The sequence below is a fragment of the Pseudochelatococcus sp. B33 genome (genome assembly GCF_053570585.1).
On sequence record NZ_JBSEFH010000002.1, the window covers coordinates 96,304 to 108,514 of the forward strand.

Below are 12,211 nucleotides of genomic sequence, written 5' to 3' on the forward strand. Positions count from 1 at the left end.
GCACTCGCTACCGGCCTGCGGGCCGACATGCTATGCGCCAGACGCATTCCTGCCACTCGATATCGCAATCCATTGCCGGATAACGCATTATTCGTGCCAAGCCGTTGGAAGCGGCCGTTTCCTGGCCGGCCGTGATGCGCTGCGATAGCCTGGATCTATCGATAACCCATGATTTTATCTATTTTATTTTCGTGAACGTGTCTCCTAATGTTGCATTGCGAAGGCGGGGGCTGCCCATTGCGTATCCGCTCCCGCCTGCCAGTTACACCGTGATCAACGCAAGGAGCCGCCATGTCTCTCGTCAATACGCCGATCAAACCGTTCACGGCGCAGGCCTACAAGCAGGGCAAGTTCATCGAGGTCACCGATGCCGACGTGAAGGGCACGTGGTCGGTGTTTTTCTTCTACCCGGCTGACTTCACCTTCGTCTGCCCGACCGAGCTCGGCGATCTGGCCGACCATTACGGCGAGTTCCAGAAGCTCGGCGTCGAGATCTATGGCGTCTCCACCGACACGCACTTCACCCACAAGGCGTGGCACGACACCTCCGAGACCATCGGCAAGGTTCAGTACGCGCTCCTCGGCGACCCCACCGCGACGCTGTCGCGCAACTTCGAGGTGCTGCGCGAGGATCAGGGCCTCGCCGATCGCGGCACCTTCCTCGTCGATCCCGACGGCGTGATCCAGATCGTCGAGGTCACGGCCGAGGGCATCGGCCGCAACGCCGAGGAGCTGCTGCGCAAGGTCAAGGCCGCCCAGTACGTGCGCGCGCATCCGGGTGAGGTCTGCCCGGCCAAGTGGGAGGAAGGCGAAGCGACGCTCGCGCCCTCGCTCGACCTGGTCGGCAAGATCTGATCGGGCAAGATCTGATTGCCGCATGTGCCTTCCGCGGCGGCCCGTGCCGCCGCGGAGGGTGTGCGGGCCGCAGACCCGAGGCCACCGGATGGCGATGGCCTGCGGTTTGCCGCCTTTTCCCTCTCACACGACCCCGGAGGATGATCATGCTGAACGATGGCCTGAAAGCCCAGCTCAAGACCTATCTGGAGCGGGTGGTGCGTCCGGTGCACATCGTCGCCTCGCTCGACGACGGCGCGAGGTCGCGCGAGTTGCAGGGCCTGCTCGCCGATATCCGCGCCCTGTCCGACAAGATCACCGTGACCGAGCTTTCCGGCGACGGCGAGCGCGCGCCCTCCTTCGCCCTGACCTCGCCCGGCCAGGACATCAGCCTGCGCTTCGCCGGCCTGCCGATGGGACACGAGTTCACCTCGCTCGTGCTGGCGCTCCTGCAGGTGGGGGGCTATCCGCCCAAGGTGGAGCAGGCGATCATCGATCAGGCGAAGGCCGTCGACGGCGATTTCACCTTCGAGACCTATTACTCGCAGAGCTGCCAGAACTGCCCGGACGTGGTGCAGGCGCTGAACCTGCTCGCGGTGCTCAACCCGCGCATCCGGCACGTCGCCATCGACGGCGCGGCCTTTCCCGACGAGGTCGCGGCGCGGCAGGTGATGGCGGTGCCCACCGTCTACCTCAACGGCGAGGTGTTCGGGCAGGGCCGCACCAGCCTGGAGGAGATCATCGCCAGGATCGACACGGCGTCGGCCGCGCGCGATGTCGAGAAGATCAACGCCCGCGACGCCTTCGACGTGCTCGTTGTCGGCGGCGGCCCCGCCGGCGCCGCGGCCGCGATCTACGCGGCGCGCAAGGGCATCCGCACCGGCGTCGTGGCGGAGCGCTTCGGCGGGCAGGTGCTCGACACGCTGGCGATCGAGAATTTCATCTCCATCCCGCATACCGAAGGGCCGAAGCTCGCCACGGCGCTCGAACAGCACGTGCGCGAATACGAGGTCGACATCATCAACCTGCAACGCGCCGAGCGGCTCTCAGTCACCGGCTGGCTCGTCGAGGTCGGGCTCGCGAGCGGCGCGAAGCTGCACTCGAAGACCGTCATCCTCGCCACCGGTGCGCGCTGGCGGCAGATGAACGTGCCCGGCGAGGACACCTACCGCAACAAGGGCGTGGCCTATTGCCCCCACTGCGACGGCCCGCTGTTCAAGGGCAGGCGCGTGGCGGTGATCGGCGGCGGCAATTCCGGCGTCGAGGCGGCGATCGACCTTGCCGGCATCGTCAGCCACGTGACGCTGATCGAGTACGAGGGACGGCTTCGCGCCGACGAGGTGCTGCAGCGCAAGCTCAACACGCTGGCGAACGTCGACATTATCACCTCCGCCCGCACCACGGAGGTGACCGGCGACGGGCAGAAGGTCAACGGTCTCGTCTACGAGGACCGCAGGTCCGGTGAGCTGCGCACGTTGCCGCTGGAGGGCATTTTTGTGCAGATCGGCCTGCTGCCCAACACCGAGTGGCTGAAGGACGTGGTGGATCTGACGCCGCGCGGCGAGATCGTGGTCGACGCCCACGGCCAGACCTCGCTGCCGGGCGTGTTCGCGGCGGGCGACGCCACGACTGTGCCCTACAAGCAGATTGTCATCGCCATCGGCGAGGGCGCGAAAGCCTCGCTCGCCGCCTTCGACCACCTGATCCGCACGCTTCCCGAGGCGGCGAGACCCGAGGCTGCCTGACGGAATGAACCTCAGGGAGCTGCAATATCTCGTCGCCCTGGCCCAGCACCGCAATTTCGGCCGGGCGGCGGAAGTCTGTCTCGTGAGCCAGCCGACGCTCTCCACCCAGATCCGCAAGCTGGAGGAGGAGCTTGGCGTGGCGCTGGTGGAGCGCGCGCCGCGCAACGTCATGCTGACGGCCGCCGGCGTCGAGATCGTCGAGCGCGCCCGCCGCGCCCTGCACGAGATCGAGCAGATCCGCGTGACGGCGCGCCGGTGCCGCCAGCCCGGTGCCGGCTCGGTGCGGCTCGGCGTGTTCCCGACGCTCGGCCCCTATCTGCTGCCCCATGTCGTGCCGCGGATCGGTGAGCGCTTCCCCCGGCTCGAACTGCTGCTGGTCGAGGACAAGAGCGATGTGCTGCTCGAACGGCTCGACGCGGGCGGGCTCGACGCCGCGATCCTCGCCACCCCCGTCCAGCACGCCCAACTGCACTGCGAGGCACTGTTTGACGAGCCGTTTCTGCTCGCCGTCCCGCGCCGCCACCCGCTGGCGCGGCGCGCGACCATTGACGTGGCGGAACTCGCCCGGCACGATCTGATGCTGCTCGAGGACGGCCATTGCCTGCGTGAGCAGGCGCTCGACGTCTGCCATCTGGCGGGCGGGGCCGAGGCGGCGCGTTTCCGCGCCACGAGCCTCGAGACCCTGCGCCAGATGGTGCTCGCCGGGTCGGGCATCACCCTGCTGCCACAGCTCGCCGCCACCGCCCCCGTGCCGCATGCGGAGGGCATCCGCCTGCTGCGCTTTTCCGGCACGCCGCCCGGCCGGCAGGTCGCCCTGTTCTGGCGCAAGAGCTCGGCGCTCGACGACGTGCTCGCCGCGGTGGCGGGCATCGTCCGCGAAGTAGCGCGATCGCTGCTCGTAACGGAGGCCGGGGAGGCGCGCCACTCGGCACGGCCCACCACCGCGAAGGCCGCCACCCCGGCCTGACACCGCGCGGCGGACCACGCCCGCGCAATCGCCGCCGCGGCTCTCGGCCCTGCGCTGCTGCCAGACCGGCAGAGTCGGATTGCGCGTATCTACCGCAATGACGCCACGACACTGACATGGATCGTCACATATGCGACGATAATGACGCTATTCTGACATATTTGTTTTTGCGGATTTCAGTGGAGCGTTGAAATGTCGGGCATTTATTCTGACGGTATGCGAACTGGCCATCCGGCCTCAAACGTCGGGAACGGTGATCTGCATGAAACCGGGGCCACCGGTCGTTCCGGCCATACGGCGTCGGTGGTGCAGAATCGGAGCTTTGCTTCGTCATCCGCAGAATCGATGACAAACAGCAGCGATGCCGTCCCCACCGAGACCAGCTAGTCGTCCGACCTGCCGTCCGATCGATGGCTCATGGCGGCTCGTGCCCGAAAAGCAGTATTCCTGAAAAATCGACACCGGGCCTGCCGGATTTATGCGGGCGGAGGGGAGCGGCTCACATTCACGACACACATATTGACGTATTCTGCCGCATATGAGACATTAATGTCGTTATTATGCCTTAATTATCGCTATCAGTCATCTTGTGGAGCGTGAAATGTCGGATTTTTCCGTGTCATCCCGTGCGCCGTCCGTGGGGCAGGGCGTTGCTTCCACTGCCGATTCCGCGCAGCAGGGTACGTTGGGCAAGGGGCGCGGTCCCGATGGCGAGATCGTCGAATGGCAGCCGTCCGTGACGAAAAGCCAGTCCCTGCCCACTGGTGCAGGCGTATCATCGGACAAGCTGATCACCGCACGCGCGGTGTCGGCCGGTCCCCAAGTCGAGAGAACCGCTGACGAAGATGTCGACGGCGAGGTATCCGACACGGACGTCAGCCTCCTGTCTGACCTGTCCTCCCTGTCGGACGAATCCGACGACGACAGCGACGGCGGGTATAGAAACCCGCCACCGACAATACGGCGTTCCGTCTGACGCTGCGTACGGTCTTGCGGGGGAATTGATGTCCGTCACAGATGTGCCACCCCTTCCCGTGGACCCTCGTCAGACGCCCGATCCTCCGGAGGCGCGGCGCTTGACGGCTTCCGGCGCGCTCGCCGCGGCCACGCCCATAGTGCAAACGACCGCCGCGCTGCCGGGCGAGGACAGGCAACGCGTCGTCGCTGTGCTTCCGGGGGCTCCGGAGGTGTTGGTGCTCGCGGATGACTTTCTCGCCCCGCCGACCCGGGAGCGATCCGGCGGCGACAGGCAGGTTGTCCGTCTGCCGACGCCCGCCGTGGAGGCTGAGGCGGTCACCCCTGTCGTCGTGACGCGTTCAAGAAGCGGCGCTCCGGTGATCCCGTCCGCCGTTCTCGCCAACTGGACGCAGGATATTGCCTTCCTCTCCTCCCGCGATGCCGAGGAGGTCAGGCGCGGCCTCGGCAATTTCCTGCGCAGCGACAACAGGAGCCGGGATGACGATCCGGGCGCCTACCTGACGAGCGTTCGGGACGGTGCGTTCGCCGGGGCTGCCTACGGGCAGGAAATGGCGTCGTCGCTCCGGACGGAGCTCGATGAGATTCTGGGGTCCGATAAGCAGGGGCCGGTCCTCGTCGCGACCCTGACATCCGAACAACAGAAGGCCCTCGTCGAGACGGCGCACCGGCTGGTGGACCGGCTGCTCGACTCCGGCGACGCCGTGAGCGTCTTCAGACGCGCCGGCGATGATTATCTCAAGGTGAGCGGCCAATACGCGCGGAGGATCGCCGCTGAGCGCGGAAGTCCGGCCACTTTGAACAAGGCCATCACCACGCTCTACATCAACAACCTCTTTCTGCGCGGCGCATGCAGCGCCCTCAACCACGCTGCCGCCGACATGGGCGGCGGCGACCGGCGGCTTGCCGTCGTCGCAGCCCTCGTGCAGCGTCTCGTCAACGGCGCCGATTCGCCGCATGTGCAGGTAACGGATCCCGATGTCGTGCGCGCGTATGGGCTGCATCGCGACGCCGTTCAGGGCACGCTCAGGGCGGCACTGGAGAAAGCGGGAGCGCCTTTCGTGTCTTGAGCGATTGCCGATCGGCCGGATTGCCGTCTGAAGGACCGGGCGCGGGTGCCTTAAAACCGTCCGCCGGTGCGAAACCCGCCACCGCCGCCGCCCGACGAACCGCGCGATGAGCGCCCGCCGCCGAAGCCGCCTCCCGTCCCGAATCCGCCGCCCCAGCCGCCGCGGGTGGGCGGCGGGCGGTTCCAGCGCTGGTCGCGGGGCTGGTGGCCGCGCCGGTAGCCGCTGCGCAGCGCGTCGCCAAGATCGCGCGACGACAGCACGCCGCCGATGATGCCGCCGAGAATGTCGCCGATCAGCTTGTCGTTGACGAAGCCGCCACCCTGGCGCTCGTAGCCGGACTGGCGAAAGTCCTCGCGCGAGCGCTCCAGCTCCACGCGCTTGCGGGCGAGGTCCACCGCGACCTTGCGCGCCTCCTCCGCCTCCTTGGCGAGGCGCTCCAGCGCGGTTTCGATGTCCTGCAGGCGGCGCACGATGCGCTCGTCCTCGGGGGTCGGCGTTTTGAGCGCCTCGCGCAGCAGGCTGCGCAGGTCCTCGCGCTTCAGCGAATCCGCAAGCTCCTCCTGCGCGCGTGTCAGGCCGGAGTTCTCGCCCTCGGTCAGCGCCGCGCGCCGCGCCTCGGTCGCGGCAAGCGCTTTTTCCAGCTCGGCCTGCTTCGCGTCGTGCGCGTCGAGCGCCGCCACCGCCTCGGCCTGCGCGGCCTCCAGCGCGGCGATGCCGTCGGTCTCCAGCCCGGCGCGCTCCAGCGCCTGAAGGCGGGCGCCCTCTTCCTCGGCCGTCGCCTTCAACCGTTCGGCATGCTCGCGCAGACGCTTGGGGATCTCGTTGAGCAGAAAGAAATTCTGCCGTGCCGGCTCATAGCGGATGAGGCGGGCGACGTAGTCGTCGCCCCAGCGCGTCAGGAAACCGCCGCGATAGGCGGGCGTGCCGTAGCCGCGCTCCCACAGATAGGCGAAGAGGCGGTCGGCGAGATAGGGCTTCGACTTGGCGTCGCGATCGGCCTCGGCCTGCTCCGCCTTTTCCTCCGCCGCTTGCGCCCTCGCCAGCGCGCCCTCCAGCTTCGCCGACTGCGCCTGCCATGCGACGTCCTCGGCAAGGCGGTTTTCGGTCGCCTCCTGCTGCGCGTCGATGCTGGCGGCCGCCTCCTGCACCGCCTGGGCGCGGGCGGCGCGCTCGCGGCGCAGCGCCGCCAGATCCTCGGCCAGCCCCTCGTGCTGCTGGCGGATGGCCGCCACCTGGCGGTTGTGCGCTTCCAACGTCGCTAGTGCCTGCCGCTCGGCGGCGTCGAGCTTGCCGGCCACCTGCTGCTGGCCCAGCGCGTCGAGGCGCAGGCGCGCCAGATCGCGGTAGAGCGCGGCCTGCTCGCCGCGCAGCCGTGCGGCCTCCGCCGTCGTCTGCTCGATGACCGAGGCCACCCGACCCTCGTCCGCCTGCACGCGCCCCACAGCCTGCTCGATGACCCTGAACGTATCGCCCGCGCTCAGCATGGCCTCACCATTCCGTAATCGTGCCCTGCGACACGTTCATATGATAGACGGGTTCCAGCGCCCCGCGCGGCTTTTCGCCCAGCGTGTCGTTCTGGAGGATGCCGTCGTCCTGCTTGTCGCGCCGCACGGCCTCGAATGTGCGCTCCGGCACACGCACGCCCCAGCGGGTGACCGTCCGGACCTTGCCATCCTCCTCGCTGCGGATCGGCAGCGACAGCACCGTGCCGTCGGGCGTCACCGCCTCGACGATCAGATAGTAGTTGCGCGCGTTGGTGTTGACATCCGGAATGCGGAAGACGCCGGTGTCCTCGCCGGGCCGCGACACGATGCGCAGCCGGTAGGTCTGCGCGAGTTCCGCGCGCAGCCGCTCCAGCGAGGCGATCACGCCCCGCGCCGCGTCGGCGTCGCCGTTCGACAGGGCGGCCACCCCGTCTTCCAGCAGGGCATGCGCCCGTGCCTGCGCATCGTCCGTGCGCGCCTCGGCGAGCGCCCGGTTGGCTATCTCCTCGAGCCTTTGTGGCAGGGTCTCGGCCAACTCCACGCGCGCCGCCTCGACGGCCCGTTCGTGGCTGGCGCGCTGCCACGACGACACGCCGATCCAGGCGGCGAGCAGCAGGACGACGATGCCGGCGATCCTGCCGTAGAACCCGCGCCGCACCCAGATATGCGCGAGCCGGCGCGAGCCCGTCTGCGCCGGCTCATAGGTGAAGCGGCTTTCCTTCAGCGCCTTGATGCCTTCGTCCAGGATGCGGTCGGAGACCTCAAGGCCCTGGCTTTCATAGATGCGGCGCAGGCGCTCCTTGAGGTCCCCGTCGCGGCCGTCCTGCCCGAGCTCCCTCAGGGCGAGGTTTTCGTTGTGACGCAGCGTGTCCACCACGTCCATGGCCAGCATGACCTCGTCGAGCTTGCCGGCGCTGTTGCCGGTACTTGCCTGACCCGGCGCATCAGCCGTCGATGACAAGGGCATTGCCCTCCTCGGCGAGGCGGGCGATGCGGCGCTTGCCGTCTTCCACGGCGGCGCGGATTTCCTCGCTGTTCTTCGTGGACTGCTCGCGCAGTTCCTTGACGATCTCGATGGAGCGGACCTGATAGTTCACCACGCTGTCGACGAGCTTCTTCACCGCGTCGGCGCGCACGGTGGGGCCGTAGCCGGCCTTGAGCGCTTCCTCCTGCACCTTGCCGCCGATGTCGGCCAGCACCTCGAGCGACTTGGAGACGCCTTCCTTGAGTTCGTTCAGCGTCTCGGTGGCCTCGTGCAGGCCGAACAGGCCGGTGAAGGAGGCGCGCAGCGCGGTCAGCACGGATTCATTGGTGGTGAAGAAGCTCACCGCCTGCTGGTACACCCGCTCCTTGGCGTTCGTCGTCTGCTGGAGGCGCGCGATGACGACCTCGGAGGTGTTGTAGCTGATGGTGAGGTTGTCGGCGAGGTCCTTGGCGATCTGGTAGCGGGCTTCCTCGCTCTGCACGTGGCGCAGGTGTTCGTCGCGCAGCAGTTCGAGCTTCGCCCGCTCGCTGACGTCGTCCTCGGCCGGGAAATTGGCCACGTTGTCGGAGGCGGTCTTGAGTCCGGCCCGCGCCGCGTCGAGCTTGCCCTCGGCGGTTTTGAGGATTTCGAGCGCCGCGACCTCGGCCTGCTTGAGCGCGCCGCGGAAATCGCGATAGGCCTCAAGGATGATATGCTCGCGCTCGATGGCGTCGCGGGTGTCCTTCGAGACGGAGAGGTAGGTGTCCTTGATGGTGTCGAAGCGCGCGCCGATGTCGCCGCGCGACACCTTGATCCAGACGTTGGTGGCGCGTTCGAACAGGTCGATCTTGCCGTCGTCGAGCTGGTCGACAAGGCGCTTGGCGTCGTCGCGGATGGAGTCAAAGGAGCGGGCGATGGTCTCGTAGCGCTCGCCGACCGAGATCTGCGACACCTGGTTGCGCACCACCTCGTTGAACACGCTCATCTGCTGCAGGGTGCGGGTGATGATGGCAATCTTGTCCGGCTCGATATCGGCGATTTTCTGAAGCAAGCCGGTGATGGGCGACTCCTCCGCCGCGCCGTTCTGCACGAGGCCGAGTTCCCGCAGGCTGCTGACAGCCTTGTCGAGATATTGCAGGGGCGTTCTGACCGCGATCTCGCTCATTGTCGTTCCTCATGCGCTGTAGCTGGATGTCCAGACTGAGGTGCTGATCAAGCTTACTCAGCCCCAATGACAAGCGCAATACACGACACGGCGCGGCAACGGCGGGGGCCGACGCCGCGTTGCGCGGGATCGATCATCGAGAACGGGGCATCAGCCCTTGTCGCCGGCGGGCAATGGCTGGAGCCGCGCGGCGTCGGACAGGTGTTCCAGGCCGGCGTCGCTACCCCTTCGCGCACGAGGGCCGGGCACCGGGGGAGCGGTCGTCTCCCGCGTCTGGATCACGGGCTGCTGCCGGGGCGGCGTGGCGCGGGCACGCGGCACCCGTATCGTGCCGGCCCTGATCGTTGCCCACGGATGGACTGTCCCTGCGGGATAGCGCACCACGAGCAGGGCCCTGGGCAGGACGCTGTCCTTGGGCCAGTATTTCACCACCATGGTCCTGTCGTCGTCACCTCCGTTGTGCGCGATTTCCCATCCCATCCGGGCGAGAATGTCCGACTGCCGGAACGTGTAAGTCGGCTTCGGCGCTTCGGCATGCGCCTGTTTCGGGATCGCTTTTGGGGCGGTCACGCGCCGGTGTTTCCTGTCGGCCTCCGCCTTGATGACCAGCTGTCCCCCGGCGATCAGGGCCGGAGAGGGGCGGTGTGACGTCGCCGTCTCGCTCGCGGGGGATGGCGAGAATCCCGTGTCGGATTGCTGACGGGGCGGGCGGTAAGAAACAGAATTATTGCTGATGGACATGGTATATCCTTTGCATCTAGCAGGTGGACAGCCGGATCTCGCCCCGTTGCACAGGCTGGCCCAGCCGGGCTTCTGCATCCTGCTCGGGCACAAGAGCGCTCCGCTTTCACCTTGCGACGGAGGCGCGCTGTCGAGAAACGCGTCGAGCTTGCCCGGAGACCGCCGAGCAGAGTTTTATTCGTCTTTACTTTAGGGTCTTTTCCGCCTGTCTTTGTTCCAGTTTATAAGCATTAAACTGGCGCACGACCGAAGTTGCTTCAAACCGGGCACGGGAGGTGACCGTCTGGTCGCCTTCCCCGTTCCCCTTGAAATAATCCCTGTCATCCCGGCGTTGCTGTGCAGCCTTTCGGCCATCGGCTATGTCATACTGGTAGAGGGCTTGTGTGTAGTCCTCTCTCCGGGCGGAACTTTCGGTCCCCTGCATGTAGCGTGGTCTGCTTTCCGCCGTAACAACGGTATTGGCCGCACGGCTGGAGGGCGTCTTGGGCAGCTGCGCCTCCCCCTGCGTTACGATTTGGGGCGACCCGTCCTCTCGCCTGCTCTGGCCCGTCGCCGTCGCCCCCGTGGGTGTGGAGTCCTGAAGGGCAGTTGCGGAAGGTGTCGTAAAATGTGGTCTACCAATTGACTCAGACATATTACCCTCAAACATTGCGCAACAATAAATATCCATCAACAAGCATAATGATATGGAAACAATATTGCAACAGAAAATTAAATCAAGAAATAAATCTCATATTCTATTACAGATGTTTAATAATATTAAATATTATTATTTTATAAGAATATTTATGTGCTTAAATTCTAATGTTAATATTTCTGTATAAATTATTGTGTTGAGTTTAGGCTCATCATTACATATGAATCGCCCGCCCGAGCGCCCTCAGCGCCGCCTCCTGCAGCGCCTCGCCTTGCGTCGGGTGCGCGTGGATGGTGGCGGCGATGTCTTCGAGGCGGGCGCCCATCTCCAGCGCCAGCCCGAAGGCCGCCGCGAGTTCCGAGATGCCGGCGCCCACAGCCTGGATGCCGAGCACGACGTGGTTGTCGGCGCGCGCCGTCACGCGCACGAAACCGTCCTCGGCGAGCTTCGTCATGGCGCGGCCGTTGGCGCTGAAGGGGAAGGTGCCCACCTTGATCTCGCGCGCGGCAGCCCGTGCCTCGTCCGGCGACAGGCCGACGCTGACGATCTCGGGATCGGTGAAGCACACGGCCGGGATCGCCTGCCTGTCCCATTGCCGCCGGTGGCCGGCGACGATCTCCGCCACCATCTCGCCCTGCGCCATGGCGCGGTGCGCCAGCATCGGCTCGCCGGTGACGTCGCCGATGGCGTAGATGCCGCGCATCGACGTACGGCATTGCGCGTCGATGCGCAGGAAACGGCCGTCCATGTCGATGAGCAGCTCCTCGCGGCCCCAGCCCTCGGTCACCGGCCTGCGGCCCACCGTGACGAGGACCTTGTCGGCGGCGATCCTTCTTTCCGCGCCGTCCGCGCCCTCCACCAGCAGCTTGCCGGCGCCGTCGAGGCCGCGCGCCTTGGTGTCCGTCAGCACCGCGATGTCGAGCGCGTTAAGGCGCTTCAGGACGGGGCGCGTCAGGTCGGTGTCGTATTGCGGCAGGATGCGCGACGCCGCCTCCACCACGGTCACGCGGCTGCCGAGCTTGGCGAAGGCGGTGCCGAGCTCCAGCCCGATGTAGCCGCCGCCGATGATGGCGAGCCGCCCGGGCACCTCGGTGAGCGCCAGCGCTTCGGTCGACGAGATGACGTCGCCGCCGAAGGGCAGGAACGGCAGCTCGACCGGCGCGGAACCGGTGGCGATGACGACCGTCTCGGCGCGCACGATGCGCGTGCCGACATCGGTCTCGACCGCGACCGTGCGGCCGTCGACGAAGCGTGCCTGGCCGGTGACGATCTTCACCCGCGCCTTCTTCAGCAGCGCCGCCACGCCGCTGTTGAGGCGCGAGACGATCTCGTCCTTCCACTGGACTGTTCTGGCGAGGTCGATGGCGGGCGCGGTGGCGGCGATGCCGAGCGGGTTGTCGCCCATGGCCAGATGGTTGATGCGGTCGAATTCCTCGGCCGCGTGGATGAGCGCCTTGGAGGGGATGCAGCCGACCATGAGGCAGGTGCCGCCGACCTTGCGCGCCTCCACGATCACGGTGTCGATGCCCAGTTGCCCGGCGCGGATGGCGGTGACGTAGCCGCCGGGCCCGGCGCCGATGACCAGCAGCTTGCAGGTGATTTCCCTGGCGGTTGCGGGGTTCGGCATCG

Annotated in this window: 11 protein-coding genes; 5 read left to right on the forward strand and 6 right to left on the reverse strand. The window is 66.7% G+C overall.

Features of this window, described 5'->3' with window-relative positions; all coding sequences use genetic code 11:
• Nucleotides 1-291: 291 nt before the first annotated feature.
• The 5 genes from ahpC (at nucleotide 292) to ACUSIJ_RS02350 (ending at nucleotide 5,591) form a co-directional block, all read left to right on the forward strand.
• The gene (ahpC, locus tag ACUSIJ_RS02330) at nucleotides 292-855 is read left to right on the forward strand and encodes an alkyl hydroperoxide reductase subunit C (RefSeq protein ID WP_449306750.1); all 564 of its coding nucleotides are present in this window, start codon (nucleotides 292-294) and stop codon (nucleotides 853-855) included.
• 146 nt (nucleotides 856-1,001) lie between these two features.
• On the forward strand, nucleotides 1,002-2,579 hold the full coding sequence (gene ahpF, locus ACUSIJ_RS02335) for an alkyl hydroperoxide reductase subunit F (RefSeq protein ID WP_449306751.1): 1,578 nt from the start codon (nucleotides 1,002-1,004) through the stop codon (nucleotides 2,577-2,579).
• A 4-nt stretch (nucleotides 2,580-2,583) separates the two neighbouring features.
• On the forward strand, nucleotides 2,584-3,546 hold the full coding sequence (locus ACUSIJ_RS02340) for a LysR substrate-binding domain-containing protein (RefSeq protein ID WP_449306752.1): 963 nt from the start codon (nucleotides 2,584-2,586) through the stop codon (nucleotides 3,544-3,546).
• Nucleotides 3,547-4,147: 601 nt separating this feature from the next.
• Entirely contained in the window at nucleotides 4,148-4,522 is a 375-nt protein-coding gene (locus tag ACUSIJ_RS02345) for a hypothetical protein (RefSeq protein WP_449306753.1), read from the forward strand.
• A gap of 100 nt (nucleotides 4,523-4,622) precedes the next feature.
• Entirely contained in the window at nucleotides 4,623-5,591 is a 969-nt protein-coding gene (locus ACUSIJ_RS02350) for a hypothetical protein (RefSeq protein WP_449306754.1), read from the forward strand.
• 50 nt (nucleotides 5,592-5,641) lie between these two features.
• On the opposite strand, the gene ACUSIJ_RS02355 is transcribed toward ACUSIJ_RS02350, so the two are convergent.
• From ACUSIJ_RS02355 to lpdA, 6 genes are all read right to left on the reverse strand, one after another.
• Entirely contained in the window at nucleotides 5,642-7,075 is a 1,434-nt protein-coding gene (locus ACUSIJ_RS02355) for a hypothetical protein (RefSeq protein ID WP_449306755.1), read from the reverse strand.
• 4 nt (nucleotides 7,076-7,079) lie between these two features.
• A complete protein-coding gene (locus tag ACUSIJ_RS02360) occupies nucleotides 7,080-8,036 on the reverse strand; it encodes a DUF6384 family protein (RefSeq protein ID WP_449306756.1) in 957 nt (318 codons plus the stop codon).
• The gene (locus ACUSIJ_RS02365; RefSeq protein WP_449306757.1) at nucleotides 8,020-9,204 is read right to left on the reverse strand and encodes a cell surface protein; all 1,185 of its coding nucleotides are present in this window, start codon (nucleotides 9,202-9,204) and stop codon (nucleotides 8,020-8,022) included. Before ACUSIJ_RS02365 ends, ACUSIJ_RS02360 begins: the two co-directional genes overlap by 17 nt.
• Nucleotides 9,205-9,354: 150 nt before the next feature.
• Nucleotides 9,355-9,945: a hypothetical protein gene (locus tag ACUSIJ_RS02370; RefSeq protein WP_449306758.1), complete on the reverse strand. Its 591-nt coding sequence runs from the start codon at nucleotides 9,943-9,945 to the stop codon at nucleotides 9,355-9,357.
• A gap of 184 nt (nucleotides 9,946-10,129) precedes the next feature.
• Complete coding sequence (locus ACUSIJ_RS02375; RefSeq protein WP_449306759.1) at nucleotides 10,130-10,369, reverse strand: hypothetical protein; 240 nt, start codon at nucleotides 10,367-10,369, stop codon at nucleotides 10,130-10,132.
• Between the two features lie 427 nt (nucleotides 10,370-10,796).
• Entirely contained in the window at nucleotides 10,797-12,209 is a 1,413-nt protein-coding gene (gene lpdA, locus ACUSIJ_RS02380; RefSeq protein ID WP_449306760.1) for a dihydrolipoyl dehydrogenase, read from the reverse strand.
• Between the last annotated feature and the right edge of the window lie 2 nt (nucleotides 12,210-12,211).